Origin of the sequence: Streptomyces sp. NPDC006743, assembly GCF_040703815.1 — a bacterium.
GTDB lineage: Bacteria > Actinomycetota > Actinomycetes > Streptomycetales > Streptomycetaceae > Streptomyces.
Map to the genome: position 1 here is coordinate 1 of NZ_JBEYJA010000031.1, position 20218 is coordinate 20218.

Genomic DNA, 20218 nt, shown 5'->3' on the forward strand with positions numbered 1-20218 from the left:
CCTCCAGTACCGGCCAGGCACCCTCGACGGTTTCATAGTGGGCACCGGCCTGGCTCTCGACGAACCGGCGTCACCCTGACAAGCCGAAGTCAGTAACGAGTGCGTTGCCTCCCGTCCGCCCACCCTTGACGCCCCCTTCATCCCGGGCTTAGGTTCCTGGCACTCGAACAGTAAACTTTCCTAACAGTGATCCTCAGTGATCTTCCAGTGCAGGGGGCGGGACGCATGGCAGGGACCACCGGCACGCCGGGCACACCGGGCACCCCGCGTGTCCTGCGCGCCATGAACGACCGGGCCGCCCTCGACCTGCTGCTGGAGCACGGGCCGCTGTCGCGCACCCGCATCGGCAAGCTCACCGGACTGTCCAAGCCGACCGCCTCGCAGCTCCTGGCGCGCCTGGAGGCCGCCGGGCTGGTCCTGGCGACCGGGACCAGCGAGGGCCGGCCGGGGCCGAATGCGCAGCTGTACTCGGTCAACCCGGCCGCCGCCTACGCGGCCGGGCTCGACGTCAACCCGCACCGCATCCGCGCCGCGGTCGCCGACGTCACCGGCCGCACCGTCGGCGAGTTCCACCTGCCGACCCCCGGCCGGCACCCGTCCCAGCCGGTCGTGCAGCAGGTCACCGACGCGCTGGACGGCGCGGTGAAGGCGGCGGGCGTGGCCCGCGCCGACGTCCACCGCCTCGTCATCGGCACCCCCGGCGCCTTCGACCCCAACACCGGCCGCCTGCGCTACGCCTCCCACCTGCCCGGCTGGCACTCCCCCACGATCCTCGACGAGCTGGCCGCCGCGCTGCCGATGCCGGTGGAGTACGAGAACGACGTCAACCTCGTCGCCATCGCCGAGCAGCGACTGGGCGCGGCCCGCGGCCACCAGGACTTCGTGCTGCTGTGGAACCAGGAGGGCCTCGGCGCCGCCCTGGTCCTGGGCGGCCGGCTGCACCGCGGCTGGACCGGCGGCGCCGGCGAGGTCGGCTTCCTGCCGGTTCCCGGCGCGCCCCTGTTCCGCCAGGTCACCAAGGCCAACAGCGGCGGCTTCCAGGACCTGGCCGGTTCGCAGGTCGTGCCGAAGCTGGCCCGCCGGCTCGGCATCGAGGACCTGCCTTCCGGCCCGTACGCCGAGGCCGCCGCCGAACTCGTCGCCCGCGCCGCCGACCACGCGGGCGGCCCGCAGCGGGAACTCCTGACCCAGTACGCGACCCGGCTCGCCACCGGTCTGGCCTCCCTGGTGTCCGTCCTCGACCCCGAGCTGGTGGTGCTCAGCGGCAGCGCGCTCACCGCCGGCGGCGAGGTGCTGCGCGCCCTGGTCCAGGCCGAGCTGGAGGAACTGGCCGCCGCCCGGCCCCACCTGGTGGTGGGCGACGTACGAGAACGCCCCGTGCTGCGCGGCGCGCTGGAGAGCGCCCTCGCGGCCACCCGTGACGAGGTCTTCGACACCTCCCGCTGACCCCCGCGCCCCCTCCCGCCGTTCCCCGTACTTCCCTTCCTTCCCTCCTTCCTCACCGCCCGTCCCAGGGAGATCCAGTCATGCCCGAAGTGTCCCGGAAAGCGGCCCTCGCGCTCGCCGCCTGCGCCTCCATCGCGCTGTTCGCCACCGCCTGCACGGGCCAGCCGGACTCCGGCGCGAACGACGACGCCTCGAAAGACACGACGATCAACTTCTGGCACGCCTGGAGCGCGCCGAACGAGGTGAAGGCCGTCCAGTCGCTGATCGACGGCTTCGAGAAGGCGCACCCCAACATCCACGTCAACGTCGTCGGCAACATGACCGACGACAAGATGAACCAGGCGCTGCGCACCGGCGGCGACAAGGCGCCGGACGTGATCTCCTCCTTCACCACCAACAACGTCGGCAAGTTCTGTTCCTCGGGCGCGCTGGTCGACCTCAACCCCTTCTTCAAGAAGGCGGGCGTCGACCCGGAGAAGACCTTCCCGAAGGCGATGAACGAGTACACGCAGTTCGACGGCAAGCGCTGCACGGCGCCGCTGCTGGGTGACGCGTACGGGCTCTACTACAACAAGACCGCGTTCGACAGGGCGGGGATCAAGAGGGCGCCGAAGACCTGGTCCGAGTTCGAGGCCGACGCAAAGAAGCTGACGGTCCCGGACGGGGACGGCTACCAGCAGCTCGGTTTCATGCCGACCTACCACGGCTGGGAGTCCACGACCGAGCACCTCTTCGCGCAGTTCTCACCGAAGTACTTCGACGCGGACGGCAGGTCGAACGTCGCCGAGGACCCCGCTTTCGAGAAGGGTTACACCTTCCAGAAGAAGCTCGTGGACGAACTCGGCGGATTCCAGAAGCTGGAGAAGTTCCGCGCCACCCTCGGTGACGAGTGGGGCCCCAAGCACCCCTTCCACACCGGCCAGGTGGCCATGCAGCTCGACGGCGAGTGGCGCCTGGGCATGGCCGAGGAGGCCAAGCCCAAGTTCGAGATCGGGGTCGCGCCGCTGCCCGTCCCGGACGACCAGGTGAGCCAGTACGGCAAGGGGTACATCACCGGCACCATCACCGGTATCGCCGCCACCAGCCACAAGCAGAACGCGGCCTGGGAATTCGTGAAGTACATCTCCACGGACACCGACGCGGTGGTCGGATTCGCCAACGGCATCCACAACGTGCCCTCCACGCTCGCCGCCCTGAAGTCCCCGAAGCTGAAGTACGACCCGCGGTTCAAGACGTTCCTGGACATCGCCGGCGACCCGGACTCGACGACCACGCCCGCCTCCGTCAACGGCGGCCAGTACCTGGTCACGATCCAGCAGCTCGGCTACGACTACGAGAGCGGCAAGCAGAAGGACCTGAAGGCCGGCCTGGAGAAGGCGGCCCACCAGATCGACACGGACATCGCGCAGGCGGAGTAGGAGAGCGATGACCACCCTCACCCTGGCGTCCAAACGCCGCCGCGCGGCACTGAAGACCCTCGCCTTCATGTCGCCCTGGCTGATCGGATTCACGGTCTTCTTCGCGTATCCGCTGATCTCCACCGTCTATTTCTCGTTCATGCACTACGACGGTTTCAACGCGCCGACGTTCAGCGGCACGAAGAACTGGACGTACGTCTTCGAGAACTACCCGCTGTTCTGGCCGGCCCTGCGCAACACCCTGTGGCTGGTGGTCGTCATGGTCACCCTGCGGGTCGCCTTCGGGCTCGGCGTGGGCCTGCTGATCACCAAGATCAAGACGGCCACGGGCGTCTTCCGCACCCTGTTCTACCTGCCCTACCTGGCCCCGCCGGTCGCGGCGACCATGGCCTTCGCCTTCCTGCTCAACCCCGGCACCGGCCCGGTCGACTCCCTGCTGGAGAAGACCGGCATCCCCGCGCCCGGCTGGTTCAACGACCCCACCTGGTCCAAGCCGGCCCTGACCCTGCTCGCCCTGTGGGGCATCGGCGACCTGATGGTCATCTTCATGGCCGCGCTCCTCGACGTGCCCACCGAGCAGTACGAGGCCGCCGAGCTGGACGGCGCCTCGCCCTGGCAGCGCTTCCGCTACGTCACCCTGCCGAACATCTCGCCGATCGTGATGTTCGCCGTGGTCACCGGCGTGATCCAGACCATGCAGTACTACACCCAGCCGCTGATCGCCGGGAAGGTCGCCTCGGGCGTGATCCAGGGCGCCGGCACGATGTTCGAGCCCGGCTACCCCGACAAGTCCACGCTGACCCTCCCCCAGCTCGTGTACAACCTCGGCTTCCAGCGTTTCGACTACGGCTCGGCCTGTGTGGTGGCGCTGGTGCTGTTCGTCCTGTCCATGGCGTTCACCGCACTCCTGATGCGGCGCCGCGGCGGTCTCATGCAGGCAGGTGACTGACGATGACCCAGGTCCTGGACCACCCGTCCACCCTGAAGAAGGCCCCCGTCTCCCCGGCCGGACGCACCGCCCGCCGCAAGGCCCTCCTGGAGTGGATCGCCGTCCACGCGCTCGGCGTGGCCACCGCCCTCTTCTTCGTGCTGCCCTTCGTGTTCGTGTTCCTGACCTCGCTGATGAGCGACAGCCAGGCACTCAGCCGCGACCTGGTCCCGCACACCTGGGAGTGGGGCAACTACCGGAAGGTCTTCGACACCCCGGGCTTCCTCACCTGGTGGAAGAACACGCTCCTGTACGCCGGCCTGGGCACCGTCCTCACCGTCGTCTCCTCGGTCCCGGTGGCCTACGCGCTGGCCAAGTTCCGCTTCCGGGGCCGCAACCTGTCGCTCATGCTGGTGATCTCGATGATGATGCTGCCTCCGCAGGTGATCATCATCCCGATGTACCTCTTCTGGGCGAAGCAGCTGGACCTGTCCGGCACGCTGTGGCCGCTGATCATCCCGATGGCGTTCGGTGACGCGTTCTCCATCTTCCTGCTGCGGCAGTTCCTGACCACCATCCCGAACGAGTACCTGGACGCGGCGAAGGTCGACGGCTGCGGCGACCTGCGCACTCTGGTGCGGGTGGTGCTGCCGATGGCCAGGCCGGGCATCGCGGCCGTCGCCCTCTTCCAGTTCTTCTACGCCTGGAACGACTACTTCGGCCCGCAGATCTACGCCTCGGAGAACCCGGCCGCCTGGACCCTGTCCTACGGCCTGGAGTCCTTCAAGGGCGCCCGCCACACCGACTGGAACCTCACCATGGCCGCCACCGTGCTGGTCATGGCCCCCGTGATCCTCGTGTTCTTCTTCGCCCAGAAGGCGTTCGTCGAGGGCGTCACGCTCACCGGAGTAAAGGGTTGACACACATGAAACTCACCGTGGTCGGCGGCGGTTCGACCTACACCCCCGAACTCATCGACGGATTCGCCCGGCTCAGGGACACCCTGCCGGTCGAGGAACTGGTCCTGGTCGACCCCGCGGCCGACCGCCTGGAGCTGGTGGGCGGCCTGGCCCGCCGCATCTTCGCCAAGCAGGACCACCCCGGCCGGATCGTCACCACCTCCGACCTGGACGCGGGCGTGGAGGGCGCCGACGCCGTCCTGCTCCAGCTGCGCGTCGGCGGGCAGGCCGCCCGCCAGCAGGACGAGACCTGGCCGCTGGAGTGCGGCTGCGTCGGCCAGGAGACGACCGGCGCCGGCGGCCTGGCCAAGGCGCTGCGCACGGTCCCGGTCGTCCTGGACATCGCCGAGCGCGTACGGCGCGCCAGCCCCGACGCCTGGATCATCGACTTCACCAACCCGGTCGGCATCGTCACCCGCGCCCTGCTGGAGGCCGGGCACCGCGCCGTCGGCCTGTGCAACGTGGCGATCGGCTTCCAGCGGAAGTTCGCCGCGCTGCTGGACGTGGCGCCCCACGACGTCCACCTGGACCACGTGGGCCTCAACCACCTCACCTGGGAGACCGGGGTGCGTCTGGGCGGCCCCGAGGGCGAGGACGTGCTGCCCAGGCTGCTGGCCGAGCACGGCGACGCCGTCGCCGCCGACCTGCGCCTGCCCCGCCAGGTCCTGGACCGCCTCGGCGTCGTCCCGTCCTACTACCTGCGCTACTACTACGCGCACGACCAGGTCGTCGACGAGCTGCGCACCAAGCCGTCCCGGGCCGCCGAGGTGGCCGCCATGGAGCGCGAACTGCTGGAGATGTACGGCGACCCGGCCCTGGACGAGAAGCCGGCCCTGCTCGCCAAGCGCGGCGGCGCCTACTACTCGGAGGCGGCCGTGGACCTGGCCGCCGCGCTGCTGGGCGGCGGCGGCAGCCCGTACCAGGTGGTCAACACCCGCAACCGGGGCACGCTGCCGTTCCTGCCGGACGACGCCGTCATCGAGGTGCAGGCGGCGGTCGGCCCCAAGGGCGCCGCCCCGCTGCCCGTGGCCCCCGTGGACCCGCTGTACGCGGGCCTGGTGGCGAACGTGACGGCGTACGAGGAGCTGGCCCTGCGGGCGGCGCTGCACGGCGGCCGGGACCGCGTCTACCGCGCGCTCCTCGCCCACCCCCTGATCGGCCAGTACACCTACGCCGAGACCCTCACCGACCAGCTGATCGCACACAACCGGGAGCACCTCGCGTGGGCCTGACCGCAAGCGTCCTCGCCATCGACGCGGGCAACAGCAAGACCGACGTCGCGGTCGTGGCGGCCGACGGGAACGTCCTCGCCACGGCCCGCGGCGGCGGGTTCCGGCCGCCGGCCGTGGGCGTGGGGCCGGCGGTGGACGTCCTCGCGGACGCCGTCGGACGCGCCTTCGCAGAGGCCGGCGTCACCTCGGTCGCGCACGTCTCGGCCTGTCTGGCCAACGCCGACCTGCCCGTGGAGGAGGAACAGCTCGCGGCGGCCCTGCACGCGCGCGCGTGGGGCACGACGGTGGAGGTCCGCAACGACACGTTCGCCGTCCTGCGCGCGGGCGTGGCCGAGCCGCGCGGGGTGGCGGTGGTCTGCGGTGCGGGCATCAACTGCGTCGGCATGCGCCCGGACGGCCGCACGGCCCGCTTCCCGGCGATAGGCCGCATCTCCGGTGACTGGGGCGGCGGGTGGGGCCTGGCGGAGGAGGCCCTGTGGTTCGCCGCGCGCGCGGAGGACGGCCGCGGCGAGCCGACCGCGCTGGCCCGCACGCTGCCCGGCCACTTCGGGCTCGAGTCCATGTACGCCCTGATCGAGGCGCTGCACCTCGACCACGTCGACCAGGACCGCCGTCACGAACTGACGCCCGTCCTGTTCGCGACGGCCGCCGGGGGCGACCCGATCGCCCGCTCGATCGTGGAACGCCTGGCGGAGGAGGTCGTGGCCATGGCGGCGGTCGCGCTGACCCGTCTCGACCTCCTCGGCGAGCAGACGCCCGTGCTCCTGGGCGGCAGCGTCCTGGCCGCCCGTCACCCGCAGCTCGACGCGGCCCTGCGCGAACGGCTCGCCGCCCGGGCCCCGAAGGCCGTCCCGCAGGTGGTCACGGCCCGCCCGGTGCTCGGCGCGGCCCTGCTGGGCCTGGACCACGTGGGGGCGACGGCACAGGTGCAGGAGAGGGTACGGGCGTACTTCGAACGCTGAGCGCGCCAAGAACGCCGAACGGACCGCGTACGCGCGGCGCGTGTGACGGGCGGGACGCCGCGAGGGGTCCTGCCCGTCACACGTGACCCGCCCCGGCCGGGCCGGGTCACGGCCGCCGCGCGGAGGGAACCGAACCGGCCCGTGCGGCGTATTCATGGGCAGGGGGTGGTGCGGGCGTTCGTCGTGGGCGCGGCCGGGCGACCCCGCCGCGATCGGATCAAGATCCAGTGAAGGCCGGTGCGGATGCCGGCCGGGGAAGGGATACTTGCGGCGACGGATGACCACGGGGGGTCAGCAGTGACACACTCGCCGAACAGCAGCGCGGCGCCACCGGGCCCCGGCGCGCCCGTGCTGCCCGCCGTGCCCCCGCAGCCCTCCGCTCCCGTCCGGCCGCACGCGCCGACGGCTCCGGTCCCCGCGCCGCCGCGCCGTACGGCGTTCGCCGAGGGCGTCGACCGGCTGCGCGCCGCCGCCGTCACCGAGCCCGGCCGGCTGCGCCTGATCGGCGCGCTGCTGGCGCTGCTGGTCGTCGCGTTCGGCGCCGTCGCCGCCTGGCAGAGCACCGCCCGCCAGTCGGCCGCCGAGGACGTGCTGCACCACAGCCAGCCCCTCAGCTCCGAGGCCGCCGCGATCTACCGCTCCCTCGCCGACGCCGACACCATGGCGAGCAGCGGATATCTGGCGGGTCTCCAGGAGACGCGCGCCACCCGCGAACGCTACGAGGCGGACATCCGCACCGCCGCCCAGGGCCTGGTCACCGCCGCCGCCAACTCCGCTCCCGGCTCACCCTCCGCGAAGACCATCGGCGACCTCAACGAGCTGCTGCCGCGCTACAAGGGCCTGGTGGAGTCGGCCCGCGCCAACAACCGCCAGGGCTTCCCGGTCGGCGGCGCCTACCTGCGCGCCGCCAACACCACGATGCAGGACCGGATGCTCCCGGCCGCCGAGACGCTGTACCGCACGGAGAACAGGCAGCGCAGCGCGGACTACGGTGACGCGACCCCCTACCCGTGGGCGGCCATCGCCCTCGGGGTGCTCGCCCTGGCCGCCCTCGGCTGGGCCCAGCGCCGTGACTGCCGGCGGACCAACCGGCTGCTGAACCAGGGCCTGGTGGCCGCCGCGGCGGCCACCGCCGTCGTCCTGCTGTGGCTGGTCGTCGGCCACAGCGTCGCCCGCGCGGGCCTCGACGACTCCCGGCACGGCGTGGAGTCGCTCAACGTGCTGCACGACGCCCGGATCGCCTCCCTCAAGGCCCGCGGCGACGAGAACCTCACCCTGGTCAGCCGCGGCGCGGAGACCCGGACCCTGCCGGACGGCACGGTCATGGACGCCTACGACTGGAAGTACGACCAGGAGATCGGCGACCTCGCCGGCACCCTGGCGCGGGCGGAGTCGCTCGCCGACGACCCGGCGGGCCGCGATCCGGTGCGGGCGGCGAGCGAGTCGGTGAAGGTGTGGAAGGCGCGCCACGCGCTGGCCCGCAAGGCGGACGACGCCGGGGACTACAGGGCCGCCCGCGACCGGGTCATCGGCACGGGGGCGGCGGCGCAGGCGACGGGCGAGTGCTTCGACGGCGTCGACGCCTCCCTCGCGACGGCGCTCGCCCACGAGACACAGGAGTTCGAGAGCGCCGCGAAGGACGGGCTGGACGCGATGAGCTGCCTGCCGGCCGGCTCCGCGGTGCTCGCCCTGCTCGGCGCCGCCGGTGCTCTGCTGGGCATCGGGCGGCGGCTGTCGGAGTACCGGTGAGAGAGGGCGGGGCAGGGGTGGAAGGAGGCGTGCGGATGCGACTGCGGCGACTGCGGTGGGGTCTCAGGGGCTGGGGCGGGGTCGGCGCGATGGCCGTCGTCTGCGTCCTGGCGCTGGCGTTCGCCCTGGTGCTGCCCAGCACCCAGGCGCACGGCCGCCGCGCCCCGCAGGCCGCCGGCACCGCACGGACCGCCCAGGGCGTGCAGGCCAGGGCCGGGGACTGCGCGGACGGCGACGCCCAGAACCGCAGCCTGCCGCCCGCGGACACCGACGGTCCCGCCGTCGCCGCGATCAGGAAGCGCGGCACCCTCGTGGTCGGCGTCGACCAGAACAGCTACGGCTGGGGCTACCGCAACCCGAACGACGCCTCCGACGACCTGGACGGCTTCGACATCGCCCTGGCCCGCCGCATCGCCAGGGAACTCCTCGGCGACGCGCGGAAGATCACGTTCCGGGCCATCCCCACCAACGAGCGCGAGCACGCGGTCGACTCCGGCCGGGTCGACCTGGTGGTCCGCACCATGACCATCACCTGCAAGCGCCTGGAGAAGGTGGCGTTCTCCGCCCCGTACTTCCTGACCGGGCAGCAGGTCCTCGCGCCGCGCACGTCCCCGGTCACCGGCTACGACAAGTCGCTCGCCGGGAAGAAGGTCTGCTCCGCGACCGGTTCGACGGCCTACGACCACCTGGCCGCCGACAAGGAGGACGGCACCCTGCCCGCCTCCACCGACATCTCCACCACGGTCCCCAACCAGCTGGACTGCCTGGTGCGGCTGCAACTCGGCGAGGTGGACGCGGTGGTGACCGACGGCGCCCTCGCCGCCAGCCAGGCCGCGCAGGACCCGGCGGTGGAGCTGAAGGGCCCCACCTTCACCAAGGAGTACTACGGCGTGGCGATGAAGCGGGGCGCCGACGATCTGGTACGTCAGGTCAACCGGATACTGGAGGACTACCGCAAGGACGGGGGCTGGAAGCAGGCGTACGACCACTGGCTGTCCCGCACGCTGGGTAAGGATTCGGAGTCGGCGACTCCGCCGACGCCCGGCCACCGGTGACCGGCACCCGGCGCCCGCACGGGCGACGACCGGGGACGCCACCGGGCGGCGTACGACCGACGGACCACGAAGAGCAGCGAGAGGTGATCGATGGGCGGCGCGGACCCCGCCGGGCCGGTGCTGGACCGGGACGAGGTGGACCGTGCGCTGGCGCGGCTCGGCGCGGAGCACGAGGCGATCGAGACCTCCCTCCTCGCCCTCCAGGACCACGCGGGCCGCAGACTCCTCGAAGGCGCCCGGCTCACCGGCGTCACCCAGGAGCGCTGGGCGGCGGCGGAGGCGTCGATCACGCTGCTGTGGGCGTACTTCGACGCCTACACGGGAGCGCTGCGCACCGCGCGGGAGATCCGCTCCCGGCGCCGCTGGTCCAGCCGTGAGGACCTGGCGGAGCTGACCGAGCTGCTGCGCGGCGAGTGCGTCACGGTCCCCGGCCCGGCCGCCGCCGCGGCCGACGCGCAGGGCCTGGCGGGTCCGGGCCGGCTCAGCCACAGCTTCTCGCTGGCCGCGCTGGTGGACCGGATGAACGAGCTGTACGCGAGCAGCCTGGACACGGTGGTCGCCGCCGACGCCGTGTGGTCGGCGCTGCCCGCCCGGATCGATCTGCTCGCCGCCGAACTGCAGCGCACCCGCCGCCTGGCGCACTCGGTCGGCGTCCGCCCCGGCGAACACCCGGCGGGCGACGACCTGGAGCGCATCACCCGCACCCTCACCGGCCTGCGCGAGCAGGTGATCAGCGACCCGCTCGCCCACTGGGTGCCCGCGCAGGGCAGTTCGGCGCCGGGCGGCGGCCGGCCGGACACCACGGTGTACGACCGGGAGGCACGCGCGCTGGAGGAGGTGCGCCGGGAGATCGACGCCGTGCTCGGGGTGCGGCAGGACGCCGAGCAGCGGCTGATCCGGCTGCGGGACGTGCTCTCGCGTGCGGACCGCACGCTCGCCGAGGCCCGCACCGCGCGCGGTGAGGTGCTGGCGAAGATCGCCGCCACCGAGGTCCCGGTGGTCAGCGGCCCGCCGACCGCGCTGCAGGAGCAGTTGGCGACGGCGGCCGAGTACCGCAGGCAGGCCCAGTGGCACCGCCTGTCGCCGCTCCTGGAGGCGCTGGAGCAGAAGGCGGAGGACGAACTGCTGCGCGCCCGCGAGTCGTTGACGGCGGTGACGGCGCCGCTGGCGGTCCGCGCCGAGCTGCGCGGCCGGCTGGACGCGTACCGGGCGAAGGTGGCGCACAGCGGCCTGGCGGAGGACCCGCTGCTGGTCGAACGGTACGACGCGGCCCGCCGCATGCTGTGGAGCGCGCCCTGCGACCTGCGGGTGGCCGAGCAGGCGGTGCTGCGCTATCAGCGGGCGGCGGCCGAACTGCTCGGCGCGGCGCGGGTGCCCCGCCAGGGCGGTCCGCGCGACGACGGGGACAGGGGGGAGTCATGAGCCGGGCGGGGCAGGCCTGCCAGCGGCCGGCCTGCGGCGGCGCGTACGAGGACGTGGGCGGCGGCGAGCTGTACTGCGACACGTGCGGCCTGGCCCCGGTGGTGTCGGCGACCGGCATGGTCGCCTCGGCGCCCACCGGGGTCGCCGGTGGCGGCGGGGCGGCGGGCAGCGGGAGTTCGGGCGTGGGCGGTGGCCGCGGCGCGGGCACGTCGTCGCAGTCCTCGAAGTCGCGCCGCTCCGTGTCCGGGCGGCTCTCGCGTTCCCTGTCGGGCCGGTCCACCAGCCGCTCGGTGTCGGTGCGCGGTTCCGGTTCGGCGGCGAACTCCTCCGGCCGCAACCGGCTGGGGGCAGGTCTCGTCCAGGTGCCGCAGGTGCCGCGCCCCGATCCGCGGTCGATGGTGCTGGCGAATCCCGAGGTGCCCGAGCGCAAGCGGTTCTGCTCGCGTGCGGACTGCGGGGCGCCGGTGGGCCGGGCCCGCGGCGGGCGGCCGGGCCGTACGGAGGGCTTCTGCACCAAGTGCGGGCACCCGTACTCCTTCGTGCCCAAGCTGAAGGCCGGGGACGTGGTGCACGGCCAGTACGAGGTCGCGGGCTGCCTGGCGCACGGCGGTCTGGGCTGGATCTACCTGGCCGTGGACCGTGCCGTGTCCGACCGGTGGGTGGTCCTCAAGGGCCTGCTGGACACCGGCGACCAGGACGCGATGGCGGCGGCCATCTCCGAGCGGCGCTTCCTCGCGGAGATCGAGCACGCCAACATCGTGCGGATCTACAACTTCGTGGAGCACCTGGACCAGCGCACCGGGTCCCTCGACGGCTACATCGTCATGGAGTACGTCGGCGGCAAGTCGCTCAAGGAGATCGCCAACGCCCGCCGCACCGCGGACGGCAGACGCGATCCGCTGCCGGTGGACCAGGCGTGCGCGTACGGCATCGAGGCCCTGGAGGCGCTCGCCCACCTGCACAGCCGCAACCTGCTGTACTGCGACTTCAAGGTCGACAACGCCATCCAGACCGAGGACGAGCTGAAGCTGATCGACATGGGTGCGGTGCGCCGCGTGGACGACGAGGAGTCGGCCATCTACGGCACGGTCGGCTACCAGGCGCCCGAGGTCGCCGAGACCGGCCCGTCGGTGGCCAGCGACCTGTACACGGTGGGCCGTACGCTCGCCGTGCTCACCTTCGACTTCCAGGGCTACACGAACGTCTTCGTGGACTGCCTGCCCGACCCGGACACCGTCGAGGTGTTCCGCCGCTACGAGTCCTTCTACCGGCTGCTGGTGCGCGCCACCGACCCCGACCCGGACCGCAGGTTCGCCTCCGCGCAGGAGATGGCCGAGCAGCTGACGGGTGTGCTGCGGGAGGTGGTGTCGCTGCGGACGGGCCGGGCGCGTCCGGCGCTGTCCACGCTCTTCGGTCCCGAGACCAAGGTCACGGACACGGAGCTGTTCCCGCCGCTGGAGGGGGACGTGTCCCGGCTGGGGGCGCGGGCCCGGCGCGGCCGCGGGTCCCCGGCCGCCGCTCCGGCACCCGGCGCCGCGCCCCCCGCCCCGGCCACAGCCCTCGCCCCGGCCGCCGCCCCCGGCCCGGCCCCAGCGCTCGCCGCCGTCGGCGCCCCCGGACCGGCGCCCGCGCCCGCGCACGTCCTGGCGGCGCCCGCCGCCGCGCCTGCCGCCGCGCCGGTGCCCGTCAAGCCGGCCGGTGCCCCGGCGGCGGCGCTCGCCCTGCCCGTCCCGCACGTCGACCCCACCGATCCCGACGCGGGTTTCCTGGCGGGCCTGCTGGCCTCCGCGCCCGCCGAGCTGATCCACGCCCTGGCCGCCGCGCCCGCCCGGTCGACCGAGACCCGGCTGCGCGAGGTCCGCGCCCGGCTGGAGACCGGCGAGGCGGCGACCGCGCTGCGCGTGCTGCGCGCACTGGAGGAACAGCACCCCGACGACTGGCGGGTCGTCTGGTACCGGGGCCTGGCGTCCCTGGTCACCGCCGACCACGAGGAGGCGGCGCTCGCCTTCGACGCGGTCTACGACGCCTTCCCGGGCGAGATCGCGCCGAAGCTGGCGCTCGGCCTGTGCGCGGAGGTCCTCGGCCAGCTCGACAACGCGGCCGAGTACTACCGGCTGGTCTGGGCGACCGACCCCAGCCATGTCAGCGCGGCCTTCGGGCTGGCCCGGGTCCAGCTCGCCGGCGGCGACCGCCGGGCGGCGGTGCGGACCCTGGAGTCGGTCCCGGAAGCCTCCATCCACTACACGGCGGCCCGGGTGGCGGCGGTCCGGGCGCGGCTGCGCCACCGTGCGGCGCTCGCCTCCGACACGCCGTTCCTGGAGGATCTGACGGCCGCCGCCGGGCAGGTGGAGGCGCTGCGGGCGTACGGTCTGGACCCGGCGCGGCGCGAGCTGCTGTCGGCCGAGGTACTCGGCTGCGCGCTGGACTGGGTACTCTCCGGGGGCCGGGCCACCGACCCGTCCTCGCGGCGGGTGCTGCTCGGCAGCGACCTGGACGAGCGGGGACTCCGCTTCGGCCTGGAGCGTACGTACCGCACGCTGGCCCGGCTGGCGCCCGGCGGCGAGGAGAGGATCGACCTGGTGGAACGTGCCAACCGTTACCGCCCCCGGACATGGGTGTAGTTGATGTCGCAGATGCCCCAGCAGGCCGCCTTGTCGAACTGCCCGAGCTGCGCGGAGCCGCTTGAGTCGGGTGACCGTTTCTGCGGCGCCTGCGGATACGACCTGTCCGTGGCCGCCGCGCCCGCGCACGACACGCCGACGGTCCAGATGAACGGCGGCGCCGTGCCGCGCCCCTCCGCACCGGCCGAGGGCGCCGCGGGGGGCGGCGCGTGGCCGCTCGCCCCCCAGCCGGACGGTTCCGGCGCCGCACGCGGGCAACGCCCCGCGGACGTCGCGGGCACCGGATCGGGCGGCGCGCCGCTGCCCGCGCAGGGCCGGCAGCCGCAGCCGGCGCCACCGGCCCCGGGCGCGGGGCCCGGTCCGGCGGCGGAGCCCGAGGAGTACCCGCTGCAGGCCCCGGACCCGCGATCGGCCGCCGCCGGTGAGGACTTGGCCGGTGCGGACGGCGTGAGCGGTGCGGCGGGCGTGACCGGTGCTGAGGGGGCCGGGGGCGCCGTGGCTGCCGCGGCCGGTTCCCCGGCGGCGGGCGCCGGCAGGCCCGGTGAGGTCTCCGGGCCGGGCGGGAGCACCGTGGCCGGTGGGTCCGCCGCCGTCTGCGTGGCCTGCCGGGCGGGGCGGGTGGACAGCGACGGGTACTGCGAGAACTGCGGGCACGCCCAGCCCCGTGAACGCGACCACGTGGAGCGGGAGTCGGGTCCGGTCGCCGCGGTCAGCGACCGGGGCCGGCGCCACCACCGCAACGAGGACGCCTTCGCGGTCGGCAACGCGGTCCTGCCCGACGGTTCGGCCGCGTCGGTGGCCATCGTCTGCGACGGCGTGTCCTCCGCGACCCGTCCCGACGAGGCCTCCCTCGCCGCGTCCCGGGCGGCGATCGACAGCCTGCTGGCCGCCCTGCCGCGGGGCACGCACCCGCAACAGGCCATGCACGACGCCATCGTCGCCGCCGCGCGGGCGGTCGACGCGCTCGCCGAGGACCCCGCGGGCGCCCGCGAGCACGCCCCCCAGCAGAACTCCCCCGCCTGCACGCTCGTCGGCGCGGTGGTCACCGCCGGGCTGCTGATCGTCGGCTGGGTCGGCGACAGCCGCGTCTACTGGGTGCCGGTGGACCGCTCGGCACCGCCCGCCCGGCTCACCGAGGACGACTCGTGGGCCGCGCAGATGGTCGCCGCGGGCCTGATGAGCGAGGCACAGGCGTACGCCGACGAGCGCGCCCACGCGATCACCGGCTGGCTCGGTGCGGACGCCTACGAACTGGAGCCGCACACCGCCTCGTTCAAGCCGGACAGGGCCGGTGTGGCCGTGGTCTGCACGGACGGCCTGTGGAACTACGCCGAGACGGCCCAGGAGATGGCCGAGGTGCTGCCCTCGGACGCGGCCGTGCGCCCGCTGCACGGCGCCCGGGTCCTGGTCGGTCACGCGCTCGACGGCGGGGGCCACGACAACGTAACAGTGGCGCTCGTGCCGTTCCCGGCACCGCCGCAGGGGGCAGGATCGGGCTGAGGGACACGGGCCGGACCGGACCGCGCGACGGGGCGCGCCCGGTCCGGTGCCTCCGCACGGGCGGTCCGGGGGTCCGAGGGCCGAAGGAGTGAAGGGGCGCGGGACCGGGAGCCGGTGAACCGGAGGGCCGCGGTCCCGGGGGAGTCCCGACGGCCGCACCGGGCCGGAGGGGGGCCGGAAGGCCGGAGGGGGCGGCAGGGGGGCCGGCCCGGCAGAGCCGCACAGTCGTCAGCCCCGCTCGCGGGGCCCAGAGGGGGATCTGGGAAGACATGGCCAATTTCTCGAAGTCCAGCGTGCCGCGGTTCTCGGTGGACGTGTACCAGAACGAGTACCTGCCCCAGGGCGGCCGGGAGGTCAACGCCATCGTCACGGTGACGGCGACCGGCGGCGGCACCCTCGGGAGCGCGGTCACCGCCCCGCACCTGTACGCGCCGGGCGCGGGGCCGTCCGCGGCGGTGGTCGTCATGGTCGACTGCTCGGGTTCGATGGACTACCCGCCGGCCAAGATGCACCACGCCCGTCAGGCCACGGCCGCCGCGATCGCCACGCTGCGCGACGGCGTGCGGTTCGCGGTGGTCGCCGGGACGCACGTGGCCACGGAGGTCTACCCCGGCGGCGGCCGGCTCGCCGTCGCCGACGCCATCACCCGTGAGCAGGCCAGGACGGCACTGCGCAGGCTCGGCGCGGGCGGCGGGACCGCCATCGGCACCTGGCTGCGGCTCGCCGGCCGGCTGCTCGCATCGCAGGACGTCGCCATCCGGCACGGCATCCTGCTCACCGACGGCCGCAACGAGCACGAGTCGCCCGACGACCTCGCCGCCACGCTCGACGCGTGCGCCGGGCGCTTCACCTGTGACGCCCGTGGTGTGGGTACCGACTGGGAAGTGAAAGAAGTCACAGGGATCGCCTCCGCGCTGCTCGGCACCGCCGACATCGTCGCCGATCCGGCGGACCTGGCCGCCGACTTCGCCGGGATGATGGAGACGGCGATGGGCAAGGAGGTCGCCGACGTCGCCCTGCGGGTGTGGACACCGGTGGGCGCCGGCATCCGCTTCGTCAAGCAAGTCGCGCCGGCCGTCGAGGAGTTGACCGGCCGGCGCAGCGAGGCCGGCCCGCGCGCGGGGGACTACCCGACCGGTTCCTGGGGCGACGAGTCCCGCGACTACCACCTCTGCGTCGAGGTCCCCGGGGCGGACATCGGCCAGGAGATGCTGGCGGCACGGGTCTCCCTGGTGGTGCCGCAACCGGACGGCAGCACCCAGAACCTCGGGGCCCAGGGGCTCGTGAGGGCCGTGTGGACCGACGACCTGGCGGCCTCCACCGCGATCAGCCCGCAGGTCGCCCACTACACCGGCCAGGCCGAACTGGCACAGGTCATCCAAGAGGGACTCGACCTTCGCAAAGCGGGCGATTCCGATGGAGCAACCACCAAACTGGGGCGCGCGGTTCAGCTCGCGAACGCCTCGGGCAACGCCGGTACGGCGAAGCTGCTCTCCAAGGTGGTGGACGTGGTCGACGCCGCGACGGGTACTGTGCGACTGAAGGCGAAGGTCGAGGAGGCCGACGAGATGACTCTCGAGACCCGGTCCACAAAGACTGTTCGTGTAAAGAAGTGATCTGCCAGACAGCGAGCCCGGCCCCTCGGGGTGGGAGAAATCCGGTCGACGCGGCCGGAACAGGAGAGGGGGAAGCGCCGACATGCCGACCTGCCCGAACGGACACCAGTCGGGTTCCGACGACTGGTGCGAGGTCTGCGGTCACCGCATGGCCGGTGCCGTACCACCACCTCCCCCGCCGCCGCCCCCGGTCGGCGGCTACGGCTTCCCGCCCGCGCCGGGACCGGGTGGCCCGGGAGGCCCCGGCCACCCCGGAGCCCCCAACGGCCCCGGCGGCCCCGGTGGTCCTGGGGCGGCCGGCGGGTTCCCGTACCAGGCCGGGGGCCCCGGCTCCCAGCCGGAACTGTGCCCGCAGTGCCGCACGCCCCGTGAGGGCGGTGCGCCGTTCTGCGAGGAGTGCCGGTGGAACTTCCTGACGAACACCGCCACCTCGTACACCCCGGCCGCCCCGCGCCCGCCGGCGCCGGGCCCCGGCCCGGCCGGCGGTCCCGGTGCGGGTCCCGCCGGTCCGGGTGGCCCCGGTGCTCCCGGTGGCCCCGGCGGCGGTACCGGACCGCGCTTCCCGCAGGCGCCCGCCCCCTCCTACGGCAGTGGCGGTGACGCCTTCGGCTACCAGGGCTCCCGGCCCTCCCAGGTGAACCGGCCGGCCGAGCCCCTCCCGCCGGGTCCGCCCTTCGGCGCCGACCCCACGGGCCGTCCGGCAGGCCCCGGCGGCCCCGGCCCGTCGGGCTTCGGTGGCGCTCCCCGGCCGGCCGGACCGCCGCCCGGAGCGCCCCAGGGCCCCGGCGGCCCCTCGGGCTTCGGCGGCGACCCCTCACGGCCGGTCCCGCCGCCCCCTGGCCCGACCCCGCCCGCCGGCCCCGGCGGCCCCGGCGGTCCCGGCGCGCCCAACGGCCCTGGTGGCCCCGGCGGTGCCCCGCAGGCCTTCCACCGTCCCGGCCCGCCCGCGCCGCCCCCGTTCCCGCAGGAGACGAACAGACCGCAGCCCGGCGGCCCGTCCTTCGGCGGCGGCGAGGACGACTGGGTGATCTCCCCGCCGTCGTCCACCGGACAGGGCGGCCCGGCAGGTCCCGGCAGCCAGGGCGGCGGTCCCGGCGGGGGCTACGGCTACCCGCAGCCCGGCGCCACCCAGACCCCGCCCGGCCAGGGCGGCGGTCCCGGCGGCGGTTACGGCTACCCGCAGCCCGGCGCCGCCCAGGCCCCGCCGCCCGGCCCCGGCTTCCCGCAGCAGTCCCAGCAGCAGCCGCAGCAGCCGCAGCAGCCCGCGACCTGGACGGCGACGATCGGCCCGGACCGCGAGTACTTCATGGCGATGATGCACCGCTCGGGCCCCGAGGCCGCGGGGCTGAACCTGCCCGCGTACTCGCCGGAGCAGCAGCGCACGCTCACCGGCAACCAGATCACCATCGGCCGCCGCCGGCACTCCACGGGTGACACCCCGGACATCGATCTGTCGGTGCCGCCGGAGGACCCGGGCGTCTCGCACCAGCACGCGGTGCTCGTCCAGCAGCCCGACGGCAACTGGGCGGTCGTCGACCAGAACTCGACGAACGGCACCACGGTCAACGGCTCCGAGGAGCCGATCCAGCCCTTCGTGCCGGTGCCGCTGCAGGACGGCGACCGGGTGCACGTCGGCGCGTGGACGACGATCACCGTGCGGCGCGGCTGACCGGTGTGCGTACGGATCAGCCCGGCAGGGGCCAGGTGTGCGGCCCCTGCGGGTGATCCAGCCACGCCCAGGCCCGCGCGCCGCTCACGGTGATCCCGTAGCGCTCCCGCGGCGGCCGGCCGGCGCGCTCCCACAGCTCGTACGCCTCGCGGACACCGGTGCTCCCGCGCACCAGGGCCAGCAGGAAACGGAACAGCTCCTCCTCGCGCACCCGGGCGGGCACGCCCTCCAGCGGTGGGAGCGGTGCGTCCGCTCCGCCCCCGCCGCCGCGCAACGGTACGAAGTAGGCGGGCGTGTCGAGGAACGGCCCTTCGGCGTGCGTGGCGTCGCGCACGGTCAGCGCGGCCAGGCCGGTGGCGATCGGGAGCAGGATCCGGGCGCCGGGGACGCACTGGGCGAGCCAGGCGGGCGGGACGGCGGGCAGCGCGCAGGTGGCGATGACCCGGTCGAAGGGGGCGCGTTCGGGGACCCCGCGGGCCCCGTCGCCGGTGACCACGACCGGGTGGTGGCCGGCGGCGGCCAGGTGGCGCCGCGCCGACTCGGTGATCTCCGGTTCCAGGTCGACGGTGGTGACGAGGCCGTCGTCCCCGAGCCGGTGGGCGAGCAGGGCCGCGTTGTAGCCGGTGCCGGCGCCGATCTCCAGGACCCGGTCGCCGTCGCTCACCCGCAGTTCGGCCAGCATCTGCGCCATCAGCGAGGGCTGGCTGCTGGAGGAGACCAGTTCCCCGTCCCGCAGCCGCGTGGCCAGCGGTGCGTCGGCGTAGGCGCCCCGCAGCCACCGCTCCCGCGCCGCGGCGTCCGGACTCTCGCCCCACAGCCGTTCGTAGCCGCGGGGGCCGGTGACGTAGTAGTACGGCACGAAGAGGTGCCGCGGCACCTCTTCGAACGCCTCCCGCCACACGGGGTCCCGGGCCCAGGCCCCGCTCTCCTCGATCTCCCGCACCAGCGCGGCCCGCGCCGCGGCGGCGAGGCCGGCCCAGTCCCTGTCGTCGGTGTCGACGGCGTGCGCGCCCATGGGTCCACTGTGCGGCCCGATCCGCCGCGGGGCGAGCGTCCGCGACGGGCCGGCGGACGCCTCGCAGCCCCCGGCCCCTGATCCCCGTCCTCGGCTCCTGGCCCGTAGCCCGGTCCTAAGTCCCCGGTCCTCCGTCCGGCCGTCTGAGACGATGAACGGGTGAATGAGATTCGGCGCGGCACGCTTCAGGAGCAGACCTTCTACGAGCAGGTCGGTGGGGAGGAGACCTTCCGCCGGCTCGTCCACCGTTTCTACGAGGGGGTCGCGGACGATCCCGAGCTGCGGGCGATGTACCCGGAGGAGGACCTCGGTCCCGCCGAGGAGCGGCTGCGGCTGTTCCTGATGCAGTACTGGGGCGGTCCGACGACGTACAGCGACCGGCGCGGCCACCCGCGCCTGCGGATGCGGCACGCGCCCTTCACGGTGGACCGCGCGGCGCACGACGCGTGGCTGCGGCACATGCGCGTCGCCGTGGACGAGCTGGGCCTGTCCGAGGAGCACGAGCGGACGCTGTGGAACTACCTGACGTACGCGGCGGCCTCCATGGTCAACACCCCCGGCTGAGCGGACACGACCCCGGCCGGCACCCCTCCCCGCACGATCCGCCGGCCGGCCGACCCGCTCCT

Annotated in this window: 15 protein-coding genes; 14 read left to right on the forward strand and 1 reads right to left on the reverse strand. The window is 74.2% G+C overall.

Going from position 1 to position 20218, the window contains the following annotated elements; all coding sequences use genetic code 11:
* Positions 1 to 225: 225 nt before the first annotated feature.
* From ABZ719_RS23635 to ABZ719_RS23695, 13 genes are all read left to right on the forward strand, one after another.
* The gene (locus ABZ719_RS23635) at positions 226 to 1446 is read left to right on the forward strand and encodes an ROK family transcriptional regulator (RefSeq protein ID WP_366727173.1); all 1221 of its coding nucleotides are present in this window, start codon (positions 226 to 228) and stop codon (positions 1444 to 1446) included.
* Positions 1447 to 1526: 80 nt separating this feature from the next.
* Positions 1527 to 2864 carry an ABC transporter substrate-binding protein gene (locus tag ABZ719_RS23640; protein ID WP_366727174.1) on the forward strand — a complete coding sequence of 446 codons (1338 nt, stop codon included), beginning with the start codon at positions 1527 to 1529 and terminating at the stop codon, positions 2862 to 2864.
* Between the two features lie 7 nt (positions 2865 to 2871).
* Positions 2872 to 3813, forward strand: coding sequence for a sugar ABC transporter permease (locus tag ABZ719_RS23645; protein WP_366727175.1), 942 nt, complete (start codon positions 2872 to 2874; stop codon positions 3811 to 3813).
* Between the two features lie 2 nt (positions 3814 to 3815).
* Positions 3816 to 4712 (forward strand): carbohydrate ABC transporter permease, encoded by an 897-nt coding sequence (locus ABZ719_RS23650; protein ID WP_366727176.1) that lies wholly within the window; start codon positions 3816 to 3818, stop codon positions 4710 to 4712.
* 5 nt (positions 4713 to 4717) lie between these two features.
* Entirely contained in the window at positions 4718 to 5983 is a 1266-nt protein-coding gene (locus ABZ719_RS23655; protein WP_366727177.1) for a 6-phospho-beta-glucosidase, read from the forward strand.
* Positions 5974 to 6945, forward strand: coding sequence for a BadF/BadG/BcrA/BcrD ATPase family protein (locus ABZ719_RS23660; RefSeq protein ID WP_366727178.1), 972 nt, complete (start codon positions 5974 to 5976; stop codon positions 6943 to 6945). Before ABZ719_RS23655 ends, ABZ719_RS23660 begins: the two co-directional genes overlap by 10 nt.
* A 297-nt stretch (positions 6946 to 7242) precedes the next feature.
* Positions 7243 to 8694 (forward strand): hypothetical protein, encoded by a 1452-nt coding sequence (locus ABZ719_RS23665; protein ID WP_366727179.1) that lies wholly within the window; start codon positions 7243 to 7245, stop codon positions 8692 to 8694.
* Between the two features lie 35 nt (positions 8695 to 8729).
* On the forward strand, positions 8730 to 9749 hold the full coding sequence (locus ABZ719_RS23670) for a glutamate ABC transporter substrate-binding protein (RefSeq protein WP_366727180.1): 1020 nt from the start codon (positions 8730 to 8732) through the stop codon (positions 9747 to 9749).
* 90 nt (positions 9750 to 9839) lie between these two features.
* Positions 9840 to 11171: a hypothetical protein gene (locus ABZ719_RS23675; RefSeq protein ID WP_366727181.1), complete on the forward strand. Its 1332-nt coding sequence runs from the start codon at positions 9840 to 9842 to the stop codon at positions 11169 to 11171.
* Entirely contained in the window at positions 11168 to 13792 is a 2625-nt protein-coding gene (locus tag ABZ719_RS23680; protein WP_366727182.1) for a tetratricopeptide repeat protein, read from the forward strand. The genes ABZ719_RS23675 and ABZ719_RS23680 overlap by 4 nt, the downstream gene beginning before the upstream one ends.
* A gap of 3 nt (positions 13793 to 13795) precedes the next feature.
* Positions 13796 to 15292 carry a PP2C family serine/threonine-protein phosphatase gene (locus ABZ719_RS23685; protein WP_366727183.1) on the forward strand — a complete coding sequence of 499 codons (1497 nt, stop codon included), beginning with the start codon at positions 13796 to 13798 and terminating at the stop codon, positions 15290 to 15292.
* 269 nt (positions 15293 to 15561) lie between these two features.
* A complete protein-coding gene (locus ABZ719_RS23690; protein WP_366727184.1) occupies positions 15562 to 16908 on the forward strand; it encodes a VWA domain-containing protein in 1347 nt (448 codons plus the stop codon).
* Between the two features lie 82 nt (positions 16909 to 16990).
* The gene (locus ABZ719_RS23695; RefSeq protein WP_366727185.1) at positions 16991 to 18577 is read left to right on the forward strand and encodes an FHA domain-containing protein; all 1587 of its coding nucleotides are present in this window, start codon (positions 16991 to 16993) and stop codon (positions 18575 to 18577) included.
* Positions 18578 to 18593: 16 nt separating this feature from the next.
* On the opposite strand, the gene ABZ719_RS23700 is transcribed toward ABZ719_RS23695, so the two are convergent.
* Entirely contained in the window at positions 18594 to 19592 is a 999-nt protein-coding gene (locus ABZ719_RS23700) for a methyltransferase domain-containing protein (RefSeq protein WP_366727186.1), read from the reverse strand.
* Positions 19593 to 19751: 159 nt separating this feature from the next.
* Here ABZ719_RS23700 and ABZ719_RS23705 point away from each other — a divergent pair, with 159 nt between their 5' ends.
* Positions 19752 to 20156 (forward strand): globin, encoded by a 405-nt coding sequence (locus ABZ719_RS23705; RefSeq protein WP_366727187.1) that lies wholly within the window; start codon positions 19752 to 19754, stop codon positions 20154 to 20156.
* Positions 20157 to 20218 lie beyond the last annotated feature (62 nt).